The 19,563-nt window shown below is 33.7% G+C and carries 21 protein-coding genes and 1 pseudogene; 6 read left to right on the forward strand and 16 right to left on the reverse strand.

The genetic code is table 11. The features are described 5' to 3' along the window. Positions 1-53 precede the first annotated feature (53 nt). The 5 genes from ACM595_RS09205 to ACM595_RS09225 are packed head-to-tail and all read left to right on the forward strand — an operon-like array spanning position 54 to position 3,704. On the forward strand, positions 54-641 hold the full coding sequence (locus ACM595_RS09205; protein ID WP_075340020.1) for a thiamine phosphate synthase: 588 nt from the start codon (positions 54-56) through the stop codon (positions 639-641). Then, positions 625-1,740 (forward strand): glycine oxidase ThiO, encoded by a 1,116-nt coding sequence (gene thiO / locus ACM595_RS09210; RefSeq protein WP_206237090.1) that lies wholly within the window; start codon positions 625-627, stop codon positions 1,738-1,740. The genes ACM595_RS09205 and thiO overlap by 17 nt, the downstream gene beginning before the upstream one ends. Further along, complete coding sequence (thiS, locus tag ACM595_RS09215; protein WP_002482018.1) at positions 1,737-1,937, forward strand: sulfur carrier protein ThiS; 201 nt, start codon at positions 1,737-1,739, stop codon at positions 1,935-1,937. Before thiO ends, thiS begins: the two co-directional genes overlap by 4 nt. A gap of 1 nt (position 1,938) precedes the next feature. After that, entirely contained in the window at positions 1,939-2,706 is a 768-nt protein-coding gene (locus tag ACM595_RS09220) for a thiazole synthase (protein WP_048787134.1), read from the forward strand. Further along, a complete protein-coding gene (locus tag ACM595_RS09225; protein WP_313646825.1) occupies positions 2,703-3,704 on the forward strand; it encodes a HesA/MoeB/ThiF family protein in 1,002 nt (333 codons plus the stop codon). Before ACM595_RS09220 ends, ACM595_RS09225 begins: the two co-directional genes overlap by 4 nt. A 217-nt stretch (positions 3,705-3,921) precedes the next feature. Here the strand turns inward: ACM595_RS09225 and ACM595_RS09230 are convergent, their stop codons facing one another. The 4 genes from ACM595_RS09230 to ACM595_RS09245 form a co-directional block, all read right to left on the reverse strand. Further along, positions 3,922-4,707 carry an SDR family NAD(P)-dependent oxidoreductase gene (locus ACM595_RS09230; RefSeq protein ID WP_002482015.1) on the reverse strand — a complete coding sequence of 262 codons (786 nt, stop codon included), beginning with the start codon at positions 4,705-4,707 and terminating at the stop codon, positions 3,922-3,924. Positions 4,708-4,778: 71 nt separating this feature from the next. Then, positions 4,779-5,000 (reverse strand): hypothetical protein, encoded by a 222-nt coding sequence (locus ACM595_RS09235; RefSeq protein ID WP_129303654.1) that lies wholly within the window; start codon positions 4,998-5,000, stop codon positions 4,779-4,781. 447 nt (positions 5,001-5,447) lie between these two features. Further along, complete coding sequence (locus tag ACM595_RS09240) at positions 5,448-5,879, reverse strand: antibiotic biosynthesis monooxygenase family protein (protein ID WP_016911012.1); 432 nt, start codon at positions 5,877-5,879, stop codon at positions 5,448-5,450. A 30-nt stretch (positions 5,880-5,909) separates the two neighbouring features. After that, positions 5,910-7,283 (reverse strand): cryptochrome/photolyase family protein, encoded by a 1,374-nt coding sequence (locus ACM595_RS09245; protein ID WP_069821805.1) that lies wholly within the window; start codon positions 7,281-7,283, stop codon positions 5,910-5,912. Positions 7,284-7,466: 183 nt separating this feature from the next. Between ACM595_RS09245 and ACM595_RS09250 the strand changes: the two genes are divergently transcribed. Further along, positions 7,467-7,892: a pyridoxamine 5'-phosphate oxidase family protein gene (locus ACM595_RS09250; protein WP_037537388.1), complete on the forward strand. Its 426-nt coding sequence runs from the start codon at positions 7,467-7,469 to the stop codon at positions 7,890-7,892. A gap of 176 nt (positions 7,893-8,068) precedes the next feature. Here ACM595_RS09250 and ACM595_RS09255 read toward each other — a convergent pair whose 3' ends face one another. The 12 genes and pseudogenes from ACM595_RS09255 to ACM595_RS09310 all read right to left on the reverse strand — a co-directional run bounded on the left by ACM595_RS09255 (position 8,069) and on the right by ACM595_RS09310 (position 19,537). Beyond that, positions 8,069-9,574: a phytoene desaturase family protein gene (locus tag ACM595_RS09255; RefSeq protein WP_075340024.1), complete on the reverse strand. Its 1,506-nt coding sequence runs from the start codon at positions 9,572-9,574 to the stop codon at positions 8,069-8,071. Further along, positions 9,571-10,452: a phytoene/squalene synthase family protein gene (locus ACM595_RS09260; RefSeq protein ID WP_419744273.1), complete on the reverse strand. Its 882-nt coding sequence runs from the start codon at positions 10,450-10,452 to the stop codon at positions 9,571-9,573. The genes ACM595_RS09255 and ACM595_RS09260 overlap by 4 nt, the downstream gene beginning before the upstream one ends. 55 nt (positions 10,453-10,507) lie before the next feature. Then, a complete protein-coding gene (locus tag ACM595_RS09265; RefSeq protein WP_194375877.1) occupies positions 10,508-11,611 on the reverse strand; it encodes a glycosyltransferase in 1,104 nt (367 codons plus the stop codon). A gap of 6 nt (positions 11,612-11,617) precedes the next feature. Next, complete coding sequence (locus tag ACM595_RS09270; protein WP_419744274.1) at positions 11,618-13,108, reverse strand: phytoene desaturase family protein; 1,491 nt, start codon at positions 13,106-13,108, stop codon at positions 11,618-11,620. Continuing rightward, positions 13,109-13,582 (reverse strand): glycosyl-4,4'-diaponeurosporenoate acyltransferase, encoded by a 474-nt coding sequence (locus tag ACM595_RS09275; protein ID WP_069826003.1) that lies wholly within the window; start codon positions 13,580-13,582, stop codon positions 13,109-13,111. Between the two features lie 4 nt (positions 13,583-13,586). Continuing rightward, positions 13,587-14,087, reverse strand: coding sequence for a TspO/MBR family protein (locus ACM595_RS09280; protein WP_002467556.1), 501 nt, complete (start codon positions 14,085-14,087; stop codon positions 13,587-13,589). A 50-nt stretch (positions 14,088-14,137) separates the two neighbouring features. Continuing rightward, positions 14,138-15,637, reverse strand: a complete 1,500-nt coding sequence (locus ACM595_RS09285) for an NAD-dependent epimerase/dehydratase family protein (RefSeq protein ID WP_002483583.1) — start codon at positions 15,635-15,637, stop codon at positions 14,138-14,140. 446 nt (positions 15,638-16,083) lie between these two features. Next, positions 16,084-16,469 (reverse strand): annotated as a pseudogene (isaB, locus tag ACM595_RS09290) (immunodominant staphylococcal antigen IsaB family protein); the annotation flags it as partial. 314 nt (positions 16,470-16,783) lie between these two features. Then, entirely contained in the window at positions 16,784-17,149 is a 366-nt protein-coding gene (locus ACM595_RS09295; RefSeq protein WP_313646434.1) for a hypothetical protein, read from the reverse strand. Between the two features lie 9 nt (positions 17,150-17,158). Beyond that, a complete protein-coding gene (locus ACM595_RS09300; RefSeq protein ID WP_002483586.1) occupies positions 17,159-18,163 on the reverse strand; it encodes an NADP-dependent oxidoreductase in 1,005 nt (334 codons plus the stop codon). A gap of 3 nt (positions 18,164-18,166) precedes the next feature. After that, a complete protein-coding gene (locus ACM595_RS09305; RefSeq protein WP_002483587.1) occupies positions 18,167-18,832 on the reverse strand; it encodes an NAD(P)-binding oxidoreductase in 666 nt (221 codons plus the stop codon). 21 nt (positions 18,833-18,853) lie between these two features. Then, the gene (locus ACM595_RS09310) at positions 18,854-19,537 is read right to left on the reverse strand and encodes a type 1 glutamine amidotransferase domain-containing protein (RefSeq protein WP_002483588.1); all 684 of its coding nucleotides are present in this window, start codon (positions 19,535-19,537) and stop codon (positions 18,854-18,856) included. Between the last annotated feature and the right edge of the window lie 26 nt (positions 19,538-19,563).

A 19,563-nucleotide genomic window follows, 5' to 3' on the forward strand; every position in this document is an offset into this window, starting at 1 on the left:
CAACGTCATTTTTCCAGCCGGAGAAGTGACGTTTTTTTAATGAGGTGAATTATATGTTTATAGCCATTACTGAATTTGAAAATTTAGATTCAGACGATATTCAACATTACACAACCATAGCATCCGTTATTGATTATTTAATGATACGTACCCCTATGTCACAACAGCAACTGATAGATTGGATGAATCGCTTAATACAGGCAGGGTTTCCGAAAAATAAAATCATTATTCATAGTCATATTATAGTTTTAGAACAATGCCATTTATCAGCAATCCATTTTAGAGAAGCTGACACACGAATAAAGGATTTTAAAAAGTCACACCCTCATATTCAAATCAGTATGTCGACACACCACGAGGAAAGTGTCAAACAAGCACAAGCACTCAATTTAGATTTTATATTGTTTAGTCATATTTTCAGAACAAATTCTAAGCCTAATCAACCACCACGAACAAAGTCAGAAATTGATAAAGCATTACAGTACTCTATACCAACCGTAGCACTTGGGGGTGTGAATGAACAAACCTTGAATGATTTGCCGAAAGGATTTGATGGGATTGCAGGTATAACGCTATTCAGACGAAAAAACAGAGAAACGATGGAATTATTAAGGGAGCGATGGAATGAATACCAAATTTGATGTCATTATTATTGGATCCGGTGTAATAGGTATGTCGATTGCAAGAGAATTAAGTCAAAAAGGCCTGCGGATAGCCATTATAGATCGCAATGTTCGCGGTATGTATGCCTCTTACGCAGCTGGAGGTATGTTAGGTGCACATAATGAATTTACGGAATCTTGTAGTTTATTTCATTTAGCAAGACAATCTCAAGACATGTTTCAATCCCTTAAAGATCGTTTGCTGTCTGAGGTCGGTCTAGATATTGAATATTTGGAAAGCGGCCTAGTTAAAATGGCAAAAAATGAGATAGATAATCCCATTGTGGAACAGCAATTCCAATTTCTACACCAGCACGATTCGAACACACAATTATTATCTTCCAAATCCCTTGAAGCCATTACAGACAATAACGTTCAATCTCAAACTTTAACCGCGATGCTAATTCCTAAAGATCATCAAGTCAACGCGAATCAATATACCAAAGCCTTATTACTTTCCTTAGCCAAACGCCATATCCAATTGATTGATCATAGTGAAGTTCAAGCAATTACAAAGCAAAATAACGGCTATACAGTCATGACGCAAAAAGACACGTACCGCGCCGAAAAGGTTGTCGTTGCAGCTGGTGCTTGGAGCGGTCAATTATTAAATCAATATTTTTCCCAAAATCCTGTCACGGGTGTCAAAGGTGAAGTACTCTTAGTCGAACACCCCACGTTAAACCTGCAGACCACCCTATTTATGACAAATGGTTGCTATATCGTTCCAAAAAAGAATCACCGTTATTTAATCGGTGCTACGAGCTATGTTGATGATTATTCTATCGGCGTGACGAAACCCGGAAAACATTGGTTGTGCAAACAAGCGCAACACTACGTACCAAACTTAGCAAACAGTAAACTGATTCATCAATGGTCTGGTATCAGACCGACTTCAACAAACGGTCAACCCATTATGGATGAAGTAGACCATCATTTATTCGTTGTTACTGGTCATCATCGCAACGGCATTCTGTTATCACCACTGATTGGTTTAAAAATGAGTGAATGGATTGAAAGTGGACGCAGACCCACTGAATTTGAAGACTTTTCAATTGAAAGGAGCTGTAAAACATGAAATGCGTTATAAACGGTGATTATTTTACTTTTAATCAAGCAGTCAGTATCCAAGCTATTTTACAAGAATTAGAGTTGGATGCCGATAGAGTCATTGTTCAGCATAATGAAAATTTAGTAAAACAAGCAGATTTTCAAGCAGTAAAGATTAATGATCAAGATTGTCTTGAACTATTAGAATTTGTAGGAGGCGGATAAAATGTTTAAAATTGGTGACTTTGAATTAAAAGCGAGATTATTATTAGGTACAGGTAAGTTTGACAACGAAGCGATACAAACACAAGCGATTGAAACGTCTGAAACTGAAGTATTAACCTTTGCAGTCAGACGTATGAACTTATACGACAAAGCATTGCCTAATCCATTAGCAAAAGTTGATTTATCAAAATTCATTACTTTTCCAAATACGGCAGGCGCAAAAACAGCAGATGAAGCAGTGCATATTGCTAAAATTGCCAATCACGCCGGTGTCTGTGACATGATCAAAGTTGAAGTGATCGGTGATGACGAAACATTGTTGCCAGATCCATTAGAAACCTATAAAGCTTGTGAAATATTATTAAACGAAGGCTATACCGTTTGTCCATATGTATCTAATGACGTGGTATTAGCCAAACGTTTAGAAGATTTAGGCGTACACGCGATTATGCCTTTAGCATCTCCAATTGGAACGGGGCGCGGAATCAATAATCCATTAAATTTACGTTATATTATTGAACGAGCCAACGTACCGATCATTGTTGACGCAGGCATCGGGTCACCTAAAGACGCCTGTCATGCAATGGAGTTAGGTGCAGATGCAGTGTTGCTAAATACAGCCATCTCTAGTGCCAAAGACCCTGTAAAAATGGCTGAAGCAATGAAATTAGGCATTCATGCAGGTAGACTAAGTTATGAAGCTGGTCGCATTCCAGTTAAATACACTGCTCAAGCATCTAGCCCACAAGAAGGCATTGGATTTCTATGAATGAACGCTATAGTCGGCAAATACGCTATCACGATTTTGGCGAAGAAGGACAGGAGCAGCTACAAAAGCTCCACGTGATGATTATGGGCGCCGGTGCATTAGGCAGTCATAGCGCAGAAATGCTAGCGCGCATGGGTGTGGGTCAGTTAACAATCATTGATATGGATATCGTTGATGAATCCAACTTGCACAGACAAGCAACCTACGATGAGTCCGACGCAGCCCGTATGGTGCCTAAAGTAGAATCATTGAAGACCCACCTCAGTCTTATCAATAGCGAGGTAACCATTACCGATGTAAATCAAGAACTAACACCTTCCAATATTGAAGCCGTTTTAACAGAGGCACAACCCGATATCGTTATAGATGGTATGGATCATTTTGAAATCAGATATCTCATTAATGAAGCTTGCCATAAATTGCATATCCCGTGGATTTATGGCGCCGCCGTTGGGAGTAAAGGTACAGTCTTTGGCATAGATTATACAGGTCCTTGCTTAAAATGCATGCTCCAAACCATACCAACGACCGGTGAAAGTTGCGCTATGAATGGCGTCTTACCTCCCGTCGTATCTCAAGTAACAAGCATGCAAATCTCAGAACTCATTCGATGGGTCGCTGGTGAAGGTTTTTCTCAAAAAATAATGACCTTCGATTGCTTTAATTTAAAATTTAACACATTTAACTCAGAAAATTTAAAGGATCCCCAATGTCCTACATGTATACGTCATAACTATGAGCTACTCCATACACAGCAAAAACAATCTATCGAAGCACTTTGCGGAGATGCATTCTTGTTTCGGTTTGGCACTCAAATCTTTGAACACGTAGACTATCTACCACTCAATGTAACGAAAAGTAATCATTTTGTGAAATTAGCGCATTACGGAGACTATACGATGACCATTTTTAAAGATGGACGTACACACGTATACGGTATTAAAAATCAGACACAAGCCAAAACAGTTTATAACCAACTCTTGAAAGCTATAAAATAGCGCCACGATTTTACTTGTTTGATTTATATTGCGTGTGAAGCACTGGGGAATGATGATTTGTGCGGCATGTCGTTTAGAGCGCGTGATGGGATAAGTCGCATTGCTAGATAGGCATGGTGTATGAATTAATTTATGATAAAAATAGGGCGTATCCCTTTATTATTAAAGATACGCCCTACTCTATTTGTTTCAAATAGATGCCAAAAGTATATTAATGTTATTGTGGTTTCGCTTTTGCTGCATGTCTAGCTGCTTTAACATCTTCAGCTGTTTTTCTATTTTCTTCAGCCTCTTTTTTTGTAGCTTCATCACCACACACCACGTGGTCGATTTTATTTTTTAATGCTTCATAGCCTTGTTCAGCAACAAGCACTTTATCATTTTTATGATTTTCATCTCCAAAATATGTTGCATCCATACCTGCATTATGATGAAAATCCGTATTTGTTGCCCCAGGTAACATAGCCGTTACATTAATATTTTTTTCTTTCAATTCTTCTCTTAACGCTTCAGCAAACATAAATCCAAATGCTTTGGACGGTCCATAAACAGTCTCATATGGTGTAGGTAACGTAGCTGATAATGATGAAACGATTAGAATATCACCAGATTTATTTTTGGCCATATGCTGTGAAACCCTTTTAGCCATATGAACCATACCTGAAATATTAATATCAATCAGTTTTAACTCTTCATCTAAATCATTTTCTAAAAATGCTCCGCCAATACTAATACCAACATTTAAAACTGCCGCATCAACAGTACGATTTTTATTTTCAACAAAACGCCAAAAATCTTCTACCCCATCATAAGTTGACGCATCGGCTTGAAATGGATACGTTTCAACACCTAATTTTTCAATTTCTTTTGCAGAATCGTAAATTCTATCACTTGAGCCTGACATTGCAACATCATAACCATCTTTTGCAAATAATTTTGCCAATTCAAAACCTAATCCTGAACTTGATCCTGTTATCAATACGAGTTTTTTATTTTCAACCATTTGAAACGCTCCCTTTAATTTAATATTTATATTTTTATTCTAAAGGTTAAAGTGCACTTTATAGCAAATAATTAGTTTTGACTGTTCTTTTCATATTCCTTTTCTAAATCATTGAAATATTGAAGTTTTACGTCTACTTTATTAAATGCTTTGTCTAACGCTTCTTGTTGCTGTTCTAAAACTTTCTTATGATCTAATAAAATTTTACGCCTAGAGTCAAAATCTTTTTCTCCATTCACGGTCATTGTAATAATTTTTCTTAAATCATTGATAGACATACCCGTTATTTTCAAGCAATTGCATTAAATCTTTTCTCTTTAATAATTCGCTCATAATATTTTCCACCTTTATCTATATCTATTACTGTAACATTACCATATTGTCAGATTATTATTAGTTTCCTTTTTCATATAAAAAAATGGAAATAACTAAAATCAATAGTTATTTCCATTCAAAACTTTAGTTTTAAGATAAATAATGTACAATTTTTATCTCTGATTCAACAATTTTATCATTATAAAAATTCGCTTGAATAGCAACTAAGTCATGTTTTTTGAACTGATAAATCTACTACTATATCTTTTTAAACATGGTAAAAACTTCAGCTAAATTATTTGTGATATGCTTCCCCTTATCAGTGATTTTGCTAAAATTTTTATATCGCTTAAAAAATAGGCAAGTTAGTATTTAAATAACTCGCCTATATGTTTGCAGAAATATCATTTAATTCAAAAATTATGTTATTTAAATTCTAAACTAATATTAAATGATAGGTTTCTGTTTACAATAGATTTATCAGCACCTTGCTTGGTTCCTCTATTTTTATGGGATGCTTTATATTCCTGAGACTCTTGCCAATGTTTGTAAGCTGCTTCGTCTTGCCAAAACGTAATGATAACATGATGTTCATGTGTACTATGTGGCTTTAGAAATAATAGATTTTCAAACCCTTCAGTATTCTCTAGATGTTTATCCCTATTTAAGAACACACGCTCGAAGTCTGCCTCTAAACCAGGATTAGCATATAAATGGTTTAAAACTGCATAACCATATTGTGGCAAATCATTAATTTGTTCTAATATAGTATAGTGATATGTCACATTAAATCTATTAATAGTTACCTCATTATTATTTTTGTCTAAATAAATACGATGTATTTCATTTTTCAACAAATGAATCACTCCTTTTTATTGGATGATATGTCAAAATTGCTTAAATTTATCCATAACATAATCTCTACTATTTTTATGATTCACGATAGTCTGTGGATAATCTTTTCCAATTTCAATATGATAAATTTCTTGTAACTTGTCTTTATATTTAGTTGGATCATGAATGTATTTACTGCTCACATCATTAAATATTTCTAGCTGTGTTTTAATAAAATACCCTTGCGCATCAAAACGCTCACTTTGACGTATAGGATTAAACATTCTGAAATAAGGCACTGCATCTGTTCCAGTTGATGCTGACCACTGCCATCCATGTACATTAGATGCATTATCATAATCTATCAAATACTGTCTAAAGTACTCCTCCCCCCAAGTCCAATCAATAAATAAATTTTTCGTTAAAAATTGTGATACGACCATTCGTAAGCGATTATGCATATATCCTGTACGATTCAGCTTCTTCATTGCAGCATCAACGATTGGGTAACCAGTTTGACCTTTTTTCCATACTTCAAAATGTGTTTTATTATACGACCATTGCATGTTTCGATATTTTTCAGAAAAAGATTTAGTTGCCGTTTCTGAATACTGTGTCATTAACACATAATAAAATTCACGGAATAGAACCTCTCTTATAAAAGCTTCAAAATTTTTTTCATCGCTCTCATAATCTTCAAGTAAATCATTTATAATTTCACGAATATCGAGTAGTCCATATGCTAAATATTTACCTAATCCACTTACAAAATCCTGCGACACATCGTCAGTCAATTTATCATAATGAGCTATGTCACCATTTAAAAAATCATCCCAAGCTTTACGCGCTAACTTTTCTATATCTTTATTATTTTCAAATTTTAAGTCACTTTGATTTGAACCCTTTTCCGCAATTTGAGACAACTGCTTAAATTGATAACTTTTTTTAGGGGTGTGTACTAAGTCCTGACGATTTGCTTTATAAAAACTAGTAAATACTTTATAAGGCTGTTGCTGTTTATTAAAAGTCTTTGTTGGCTCAAAATAATGATTCACGCGCTGTCCAATTACTGTAACTTGGTGATTTTCAAAAGCCTTTTTTACATGAGGATAGTCATATATTTCTTTGTGATAACTCATAATATCTTTTGCTACTAATACGTGAGATAACGCCAATGTTTCTGCTAATTCACCTAGCTTTTCGTATGTGACAATATAAGGTTGTATATCATGCTTATCTAAAGCATTTACAAATCCTTTTACAACTTTATAGTAATAGTCACGTTTTACTTCTGATGCGTCAGTTAAATCTTCTAAAGGTAAGATAAAATACAATTTATTTATCTCATTTTGATGCTTCACTATATATTGAAAAAGTGGATTATCTTTCGTTCTAAAAACTCTGTTAAGTATGACTCCTAAATGCATTTTATTGCCTCCCAGCTTGTTTCATACAAATTCACTTTATAATTGTCCTTTAACTTAAGATTGTGTTTTCAATCATATACCCGTTTTAACTTTTGTATAATTCACTAAAAAATAAAATAAATTTTAATACCTTACATATTATAGGCAACTTCAGGGTATATTATTATCAGAGGTGATTAAATTATGAATAACAAACAATTACAAAATGAAATTGAAAATATATTAAATACATCAAAAATAGGTGTCCTATCTACTGCCCATAACAATATACCTAATAGTAGATACATGGTATTTTATAATGATGGACACACACTTTATACTAAGACAAGCATTGAGTCTAAAAAAATTGCTGAATTTAAAGATAATCCCAAAGCTCACGTACTTATAGGTTACGATGAAACGAATAATCGTAGTTTTCTAGAAATTGATGCTAATGTTGAAATACTGAAAGATCAAGAGACTATTGATTGGATTTGGAACAAACAAGATAAGTCCTTTTTTGACTCTAAGGATGATCCAAACTTGTGTGTAATTAAAGTAATACCAAAATCCATAAAAATTATGAACGATAAAAAATTAGACGCACCACAAACCATTACGTTCGATTAGTTAAAAAGGCGAGCCTGGGACATAAATAGATGTCTCAGGCTCGTTTTCAATTTGGCAGTAGGTGACTGAATTGAAAATGCGATTATATCAAGCTTTTTTCAATCCTAGTCACCCTTGCCGGGGTGGGACTACGAAATCTATATTAGAAAATTTGATTTCTGTCCCACTCCCGTTTTTTATATACCATTATTAATATCTTCTAACATAGCATCAACTGTAATTTTAGCACTCGTCAGTACAATTGGCACTCCTGCCCCTGGATGAACACTAGCTCCAGCAAAATACAAATTTTTGTAATCTCTGCTCACATTAGGCGGTCTGTAATAGTTACTTTGCGCTAAAGTAGGCATTAAACCAAAGGCTGCTCCAAATTTAGCATTATAATCTCCTTCAAAATCCTTAGGCGTATAAATAATTTCTGTCACAACTTGCTTTTTCAAATCTTTTAACGCTTTAATCGTAGAAAGCTTATTGTAAATAATATCTTTCACTTGTGTGATTGTTGACTCATCAGACCAATCCGTATCACCTGTTTTCAATTCTGAAACGGGCATCAGCACATAAATACCTGTTTGACCTTCTGGCGCTAACGACTGATCTTCCACACTAGGAGCGTATACATATATTGATGGATCTTGGGATATTTCCCCGGAAAATATTTCATTGATATTATTATCAAAATCCTTTGAAAATATAACATTATGTAACAAGATATCTTCAGATAAATCTTTATCAACCCCTATGTACATTAAAAAGGCTGAGCAAGAATAGTCCATATTATCAATTTTCTGTGTCGTATACTTCTTAGGATGATGTTCATTTTTAATTAAAGATGAAGTAGCATATGGAAAATCAGCAGTACAAATTATTTTGTCATACTTTTCTATATGTCCGTTTACTTTTAGTCCCTCCGCACGCTTATACCTACTATCAATGATAATTTCTTCAACGTTTGCGTTGGTATAAATTTGAGTACCTAATTCTTCATTTAGCGTTTGAAGCGCTCTGACAAAGCTATACATACCACCTTTTATAAAGTGAACGCCAAACATTAACTCTATCATGGGTATAATTGAATACAATGACGGGCTTCGTTTAGGGTCGATACCTATATATAATGTTTGAAACGCTAAAATCTTTTGGATTTTTTCATTATCAACATATTTTTCAATTAAATTATCTGCTTTATCAAATGTTTTGAGTTTCATACCTTGATATATAGTAAAAGGATTATAAAAATCCGTAGGTTTCCTAAACGTACGTTCTAGAAAATATTTTCGTGCTATTTCGTATCTTTCGTATATATCTGTTAAAAAGGACATAAAACCATATGTAGAGTTAGGTTCAATACCTTCAAGCATATTTCTTAATTGAGCAAGATCAGTAGGAACGCGAATTTGATCTGTTTCACTAAAATAAACATCATATATATGTGATAATTGTTTAATTTCCAAGTAATCATTCATATTTTTTTGAGCGTAATTAAAAACGTCTCGATAAATCTCAGGCATCATTACGATGGTTGGTCCCATATCAAATGTAAAGCCATCTTGCTTGATTTGATTCATCCTGCCACCTATTTGTTGGTTCTTTTCATATAAATCTACTTGGTGACCGTTTGCTGCTAATCTTGAAGCTGCAGCTAAACCTGAAACACCGCCGCCTATAACTGCAATCTTCATAATGTTTCACTCCTATTATATTTCGCACTAAGTTCACGATAAATTTTCATTTTTTTCAATTTGCTTACATATACTTTCTTATGCAACGTATAGTTTGCCTTCCTTACTTCCACAAGTATTTCATGATAAGCTATCGCAGCTAATTCGATAATGTAACGTACCTCTTCGTCAAAATAATTAATACCGTTTAATGCAATATCATATAACCTAACTGACTCTGTAGCGTAACTTTCCCATAGTTCTATATAATTTGGCGTAACTCCTTCATAATATATAGAATGTAGATTAACTCGATATTGAGCTAATTTTTCTACACTTAGATAAATTCTTCCATTTTGAAAATCTTCGCCGACATCTCTTAAAATATTAGTTATTTGCATTGCCTTGCCTAAAGCAATCGCAGCTTCTTCAGCTTGCTCGAAATTATTTTCATTTGATGAAGTTAATATAGGAGTTAACAATTCACCGACAGTACCTGCCACACCATAGCTATACTCATATAAATCTGAATCAGTTTTCATTTCTTTTAAAACTAAATCTTCCTTCACATATTGAATTAAAGATTCAAAAGGTTTTTTAGGTATTGAATATGTATTCAATGTATTACTTAAAGCATTCATAATAGCTGCATCACTTTGATACGCTTGAATATAATCACAATCGCTATAAATCACATCTAAATCTCTAGCTATGCCGTTTAATTGCTCAAGGTCTTTGTATTCATCAATACTGTCATCTATAATTCTGCAAACTGCATAAATAGCCCAAATTGCTTTTTTCCTTTTTAAATCCAAAAAATCAAAGGCATATGAGAACGTTTTTGAATGTTCTTTCATTATATTGTGACAATGGTTATAATCTCTCTCTAATTGATTCATTTATTGGCCTCCTCAGTAAGCCTAGAACTTCTTGACATTTGTATAAAAAAATAAGCTATAAATCTATTCTACGACCTTTCCAATATATACGTTTGAATACATTGATATCTAACCATGATTTAAAAAATATCACGACAAAGCATATGAAGAGCAGTGGATGACATAAACTCGCAACGATATTAAAATTTCCTGTTCTTCGAATAAATATATGAAATTGTATCGCATATATAAAATATAGAGTAATAGCTAATAATATATATAACGAGCCTAAATTAATTGAAAAAATTATCGCTAAAACTGTTGTAAGTGAACCAAATAGCCATAAAAATACAAACGTAAGCGTAGACTTTTTAGTTACTTGAGAGCCAAGTGCAAAGTGTTTACTCCAACCCTCTAATAGCGCTTTATATCCTTGAGAATACATTCTAAAATTCACTACGCCTTGGCCTTCATGCAAACTAACTGGCAAACCTTGCTGATTATATGCTTTACTTATTGCAAAGCCTTCAATGATTTGATTTTTAGCTTTCAAATGTCCTTGTGTCAATTTATAATCTTGCTTATTTGTCACAAGGACTGGTCCAAACGCGCCTTGCTCATTATTTGCTGATTTCGTGATTGAAAATTGATTCATACCTACAATTGTCATTAAATTAAAAATCGCCGATATATTTTCATATAGCTTTTTTATCTTGTGATAAGGTTGTATTGACAACAAACCTTTACCACCTTGTAAATCATATTGATTGGCTATATTTTGAATACTATCATCACAAGCAAACTGAACATCAGCATCAACAAACATTAATAAATCATGCGTTGCATATTTGCTACCTTGCCAACAAGCATGTGACTTACCTTGCCATGTAGTATCATTTTCAACAGTATATACGCTCGCACCATAATATCTAGCGACAACTTGTGTCTCATCAGTTGAACCATCATCCATAACAATTACTTCTATTTCTTGTTCTTTACTTATACTGTTAAGTAATTTAGGTAAGTTCTCCGCTTCATTTCTAGCAGGTACAATAACACTGACGGCTGTCTGACCTCTTCCTTTTCCGGAGTTATTTATAATCGCTCGACACGCATACATACACATTCCACTTATTAGTGATAGTATCGTCAATACTATTGCTATTATATAAAGTATCATTCAGCCTCAACTACTTTCTCCATTAATAATAGCTTCTGCTACTTGCATACCACTCAAAGTAACCATAGGCATACCAGCGCCAGGATTTACAGAACCACCTACAAAGTACAAATTTTTGAAGTACTGACTTTTTTTAGGAAATTTAAAACCTTTATTTTTCTTCTTATTGGATACTACACCATATATAGCTCCTTTATTAGAATTGTATGTATTTTCTATATCATGCGGTGTCCATACGTCTTCATATACAATGTGCTTTCTCAAATCTTTCAAGCCCATGGACTCTAATTTATCCAATATACGTTCTTGGAATTGCAGATATTCTGCTTCACTAAATGACTTACTCTGAATGTACGGTATGTGTGGCAATATTTTTATATTCTCGTGTCCCTCTGGCGCCTGTGTCTTATCTGTTTTATTTGTATTCACTACATAAATAGTCGGATCTTCAGGCAAAACATACTGGTGAAAAACTTGATCATAATTAACTTTAGAATTACTTGAAAAGAAAAAGTTATGATGTTGAAGCTCTGGATAACTTTTGTCCACACCAAGATGCATGACATAACCTGAACTAGCTGGCTCAAATTTACGTTCCAATTTGTTTATTTGGTTTGCATCAAAATTCAATAAATACTTATAAACAGGGATTACTTCCATATTAGATATAACGTAATCTGCATATATTTCCTTATTACTTTCTATTGTTATCCCTGTCACCTTATTTTGACTATTATAATTGATACGTTTTACAGGGGTGTTAAAATGTATGCCCACACCTAATTTTCTCGCTAATTGTTCCATCGCTTCAGCTAACTTATGAATGCCACCATCTACGTACCACAAACCTTCCTCATGTTGCATTTGAGGTAATAAACTCAATACAGCCGGAGCATCATAAGATGAGGAGCCGACATATTTTATGAAATAACCTAGCATTTCTCTTAAATATGGGTTATCTACCCTTTTATTAATGGCTTGTTGCATTGTATGAAAATAATCGAATTGCTTTAAAGCTGAAAATGGACCATGATAACGAATAATTGCAAACATCGTATCTAATCCCTTATCAAAGTAGCTTTTTTCAGCAACTTGATGTATCTTTTGTGCGTAACTAAAAAACGAAGAAAGTTGCTCTATATCTTTATTTGTTAACGATTCATTATTTGTTAACATATCTTCCATGGATTCATATAAATCTAAAATTTGACCATCTGGATAAACGTTTCTAATCTGTAAACTTAACTTACGAATGCTAACATAATCTTCTAGCCTTTCATCACATCGTTGAAATAGGCGTTGAAATACTTTAGGCATGGTTAAAATTGATGGACCGAGATCAAATCCATAGTCATCTATGTCTAACCTATTTACCTTTCCACCGATATGCTTATTTTGTTCATATAAATCCACTTGATAGCCTGCTTGAGCCATACAAATTGCGCTAGCAATCCCTCCCAAGCCACCTCCTATGACAACCACTTTCTTATTTCCCATTTAATCACCTTTTCTTTTTTGTAATTTATTATAAATACGTATTAACTTAGGGCGATTATAGCGCTGAACAATCATACAAGGCACATTAGCTATAATGACATATATAAAATTAATTATTTTAACGCTTTTTGACGCTTTAAAAAACGCAATAACAGGAAATATGGATAGCAGATGAACCACCTCTGCACGTCTAGTTTCTAATATAAATCGCTGTATATCATTCATATTTTTAGATAAATCGAAAGTCGCTTTACTATTGATATTCGGGTTAAGATTTTGACCGTCTGGCAAATAATCTTTCCAATATTGCACTTTAACTAATTGTTGCCATAATTGACCCTCTTGTTCAAAATTCCAACTTCGAAAATACTTATTATCTTTTTCTAAGAACTTATAACTAATACGAGTACCAAGTTGAGCAATAATCATTTGAACTATAAACCAATATAGCGCAATATATATAATCTTTTTCATCAATTTAATGCTCAGATTTCGCTGTATAGCTTGGGTTATCTTTATTTAAATACCAATTACCAGCTGTTAAATAAGTAGCAAAAGCGCTCCAAAGCATATATGGAACTAGTAAAATGCCAGCAACTTTTTTTACATTGAAAAATTTTACAGTTGTTGTAACTACTGCGCCCAGTAATACAACACTCTCTATCAACGCACTAAAGCGTAATTTATATTTGAAGTATAATATCGACCATAGATAATTCAGGCTTAATTGTGAGTAATAAGCACCTTTCAAAGCCTTACTAGTAGATTTATTAGTCACTAATGCATAAGCTACGCCCATCGTTGTATAAAGTATTGGCCACACAATTGGAAAGACATAGCCGGGTGGTGAAAAAGGTGGTTTAACATTATTTTTATAATCTTTTCTCGCGTTTTTCACTGCAAATTTCCCTATAAATTTACCACCTGTAATTGGTGTTATAACTTTTATAATTGTTTTAATTATCTCGTTTGCTTTCATAGTTGATCCCCTCTTTTTTTGTAAAAGTAACTAGCTATTATATCTAATAGCTATAGTTCGGCATTAGACATGTTATTTTTTCTAGCTAAATACTTTTTCAATCCATATACTTTCAAAACAATTGCACCTGTAATAACAATTGGCAAAATAAACTTCTTCATATTAAAGTATTCTCCTTTATTAGTTTTTTGGCTATTAATCTTGAATTTAAAAAGATTCATTACACTTTTATGAACTTTTGCTTGGGTATACTTATATACCCACCAAGGTAACGTCGGTTCATATTCTTGTAACGCTATGATACATGCGTCACTATTAGGTAATCTTCTAAACTCTAATCTCGCATTACCACCATCTGAATCTAAAGCGAAATCTCCACCAACAATTCGATATAAAATTCTCTCGTTATTAGAAGCTTTAAAATCTTTACTTAATAATAATAAGTCCTTATTTAAACACGGCACACTAATCGTAAAGTTATCTTCGTTAAAATCACTATTAACGACATTTAATGTAATTCTATTTAAAAAATTTGCATATGATTCTGCCAATTGAATCATATTTACATCTTTAGGTAAGACTACCCTTGATATTGCTCTAACATCTTTAATATCGCCCTTACGTGATGACTTCCCTTTCTTTTGTGTCTTAGTTTCTTCTTCCAAGGCATTACGCACACTTTCCTTATAATCAATCTTGCCTATAGAAATGTCCTTCACAATATTTTCATCATTTCTAATCATATCATGAATTAAGCTATCCATTAACGGATAGACCATTTCTTTTGGAACACCTGAAATAAGTTTCACCCAATATTTACTTAGCCAAATGGGAATAATAGGCAAATCTATCGTAGGTAATCGTTTATCTAGTACCTCTGCAGTTTGCTTGAATAGATCTTTATAAGTCATATGACTAGGTCCACCAATATCTATCGATTCGTTCTCATTTGGATTACGCTCTACAATTTTATATAAACCGTCAATCACGTCGTCTATTGCAACTGGCAATGTTGTATTATAAGCCCATTTTGGCAGTAACAGGCCAGGTAATCTATCCACTAATTTTTTTAATATAGGGTAAGAACTTCCTTTAGAGCCTATAATCAAACCCGCTCTTAAAGTACTTACTGGTACACCATATGATCCTAAAATCTGTTCGCACTCTAAACGGCTTCTTAAATGTGGTGATAATTCACTTGTATTAGGTATCAAACCACTCATAAATACAATATGCTGAACTTTGTTATAACTTGCGGCTTTAGCAAAATTATCAGCTAATAATGCATCCATATCTTCAAAGCTCGCCTGCGTCAACTTAGCTGAAGGCATCATAGAATGGACAAGATATATAGCGATATCAATATCCTCCATTACCTCAGTGATTTCATTTAAATCAAACAAGTCAGCTGCCTTCCAAGTAACATTGTGTTCATTTGATTTATTTTCTATATTTCTAGAAATAGCTATAATTTCATAGTTATCTTTTAATTTATTCATTAAGTGACTACCGATATATCCCGAAGCGCCTGTTAATAATATTTTTTTCATATATTTAGCCTCCAAATAGAAAAAGATGAGCAGGTAAACTTTACCTCAGCTCATCTTTAACTTAACGAGCTCACTTGCTCATTATCTTAATTGACAAGAGCTCCAAGTCTCTTATTTAAAATTATACCCTTCTTAAAGCTTTTCAATCTTTATTTATAATAATTAATCAATAAATTTATCAAACCACAAGAATTTGACTAAAAAAGGAATAATCTTACTTGCTTTAATGATGTCACTAGTATAAAAAATTCTTTATCTTTTCCTGTATAATCTGGAATTCGTACCATATTTGCTTTGGTACTATATAATCACTTTCGATTTAATATATATCTTGATATTATTGAAAAGTATTTGAGCAATTTAAGTTTATTTTTACAATGTATCTACTACAACTTTATATTTTAAAAGTCATCATTTCCAATTTTATACATATATTCTTTGGCTCAGGCTGATGTAGATGTATACTTTGCTTCACCGTAATGATTCAATAATTATTTTTGCTCACTGACTTACCGTCTAATAAGAAGAAAACACCATTCGTTTTATGATTAGAAACCCCGTAATATGTTGGATCGTGTAAATCTTTATTATTTTTAGCTAATGCATTTTTAGTAATCTTGTGATTATTAATCTTGAAGTTATCAGCTTTTTGAGATGTTTTAAAATTCTTATCTAGAATAAAATTACTTTGATTTGCTGTATAACCACTGTAACTATAATAAGGTTTCACAGATTCTTGCGCATGTGCTTGAGTGATATTAAATAATTCGGGCGTTACGAAAAATCCCAAAACTAAACTACTAGCTAAAATAAAGTTAGAAACTTTTTTCATAAAAACCCTCCTCATATTTGTCTTACAGGTCACGTTATTATATTAATGTTACAATGTTGCGATAGTATCACATGATAAAATACATTTTTTATTTCTTCTTACACTCATACACGCAAATTAACTTATGCTTTTCTTAATTTAGAAGCTTATCACTATAGAAAAATTGAAAAGTAAATGTCTGATATGAGCTTATTTAAACAAAGAGCACATAAGCGTTGTCAAGAGAATCATTTGATATACGTCGATTTTAAGTGTAAATATTAAAAAATCGCCTGGAACAAAAAGTAATGTTCCAGGCGTGGCTATGATAAGTCTTATAATAGTTTCGCAAGTGCGACCATGACAAATTGTAATGGTAAACGAAGGACATGCTGCTTAACACTATCCGTTTCATCTCTTTCATCTTTGTAAGAGATGTTCTTACGTGCAGCGTAAATATTTGCAGGAAATACGAGCCAAAGGAATCCTTGTACTACTTTTCTTACGCGTGATCTATTTTTAGCACCGAGTACATAAAAAGCAATTATAAATTCTAATATGCCCGAATACTTAACTATTGCGTGTTTGAAAGGTAAATAGGACGGCACGATTTTTAAAAACATATCTTTATTTTTAAAGTGTGCAACACCACTTTTATAAAACAGTAAACTAAATATGAGTCTTACGATGATATTTTTCATAGTCTTCCCCTATTCTTCAGCGACTTTGACAACTTGTTTACCAAAATTCTCTCCTGTGAATAACTTTCTAAATGCAGAAGGTAAATTGTCAAAACCTTCATCTATCGTCACTTCAAATTTAATTTTACCTTCAGACACCCATTGTGCGAGTTGTTCGCTTGCTTCTTTAAAATGATCAGCGAATTGTGCTACTACAAAACCTTGCATCAATGCTTGATTTTTAATCAACGTTCCTTGGATACGTGGTCCAATATCGTCTTTTTCATTATTATATGCTGAAATTGCACCACATACCGGAACGCGTGCAAATCGATTTAAGTGTTTAAACACTTCATCAGAAATTGCGCCGCCTACATTTTCAAAATACACATCAATACCATCTGGTACAGCCGCTTCGAGTTGCTGTGCGAAATCATCTTGTTTATAGTCAATGGCCGCATCAAATCCTAATTCATCTGTTAAATATGTTGTTTTCTGCTTACCACCAGCAATACCGACAACTTTTGCGCCTTTAATCTTAGCAATTTGTCCTACGACAGAGCCTACTGCACCTGATGCAGCTGACACGACAACCGTCTCGCCAGATTGTGGTTGACCAATTTGAAGCAATCCTGTATAGGCCGTCATTCCCGGCATGCCTAAAACACTCAAATATAAATGTAATGGTACATCTTTTGATGGCACAGGGGTCACATCGTCTCCATTCACTGTATTTATCTTTTTCCATGGTAATATGCCTGTGACATAATCGCCGACAGATAGACGTTCATCGTTCGATTGTGTGACTTTTCCAACAATATGACCTTGTAATGGCTCATTCACTTGGAAAGGTTGAACATAACTTTTTGTATCATTCATTCTGCCTCTCATGTAAGGATCTACAGATACATAAATGGATTCTACTTGAACCTCACCTGCATGTGGTTCTCGAGTTTCTATTGTTTCAAATCTAAATACATCGTCTTGAGGGATACTTTGTGGTCGTTTTGCAAGTACAACTTGTTGATTATTCATTTATTATTCCTCCAGATATTTAGTCGTAGCGTCTGATAATGACAAATCACCATTGATGATTTGGAATTCGTGACCTTTTAATGCTTCATCAGTTAACACAGAAACAAGCACTTCTGCTACATCTTCTCTTGTAATAGACGGATTTTGTACATTTTCAAATTGCGCACTCATATTGAATTGTTGCGTTTCATGATCGTTAGTTAATGCGCCTGGATGCACGATGGTATATTTTAAATTTGAATGTCTTAAGTAGTCATCCGCATAATGTTTTGCAATGGTATATGGTTTCAAGTCGCCTGACGCATCAAACGCTTCTCGACGTGAGTCGTACGTTGATACCATAACAAAGTGTTGACGACCGACGTGTTCACTTGCTTTAATTGCTTTCACTGCACCGTCTAAATCTACTATGATTGTTTGATCGTCACCTGTGCTTCCACCAGAACCGACGGAAAAAAGGATTTGATCATACGGTTTAAATAATTCTATTAATTCATCAATAGATTGTTTTGCAACATCAATGTAAGTTGCATCAATACCATCTGCTTTTAAAACTTCAACTTGTTCTTCTTTTCTAACACCGGCAGTAAAGTCAACGTTTCGTGCTTTGAGTTTGCGTACGAGATGTTGACCGACGCCACCATTAGCGCCAATAATTAATGATTTCATGTGTATCGCTCCTTTATGAAATTATTGATTAGCTAAGATTTTTAAAGCACGTTCAGCAACAGCATGTCCTGATTGAGGATTTTGACCAGTCACAATGCGACCATCTACGACTGCGAAATTGCTCCAGTCATCCTCTTTTTTAAAATGTGCACCGTTACTAATAAATTCGTCTTCTAATAAATATGGCATGTATTCAGTTGTACCATTTGCTTGTTCTTCACTATTTGTAAAACCAGTCACGTCTTTATGACGAACGAGGTAATCGCCATTTTCTTTAATGTCGAGTAGACCAGCCGCACCATGACATACAGAAGAGAGAACGCCTTGGTTATTGTAAATACTTAACGCAATGTCGTTAAGTTCTTTGTTATTTCTAAAATCCCAAATCGCACCATGTCCACCTGCAAAGTAAATGGCTTGATAGTCGCTAGAATTAACCTCTTTTGGAGATAAAGTTTGTCCAAATTTGTTCATATAATCATGATCCGTATAGTATTCCCAGTCCTCAGCTCGCATCATTTCAGGGCTAAGACTGACAGGATCAAGAGGCACATATCCACCATTCGGACTTACGAAATCAACATCATAACCTGCGTCATAGAAATCTTTCGCAAAGTGCGTAACCTCTGAGAACCACGCACCCGTAGGTCTGTCTAAATTATCGTATTTCGCAATGTTTGTTACAACAATTAAAGCTTTTTTCATTGTATTTCCTCCTCATTCATGTTTAT

It is taken from the genome of Staphylococcus sp. LKG3-1, from assembly GCF_048568385.1.
Taxonomy (GTDB): Bacteria; Bacillota; Bacilli; order Staphylococcales; family Staphylococcaceae; genus Staphylococcus; species Staphylococcus saprophyticus.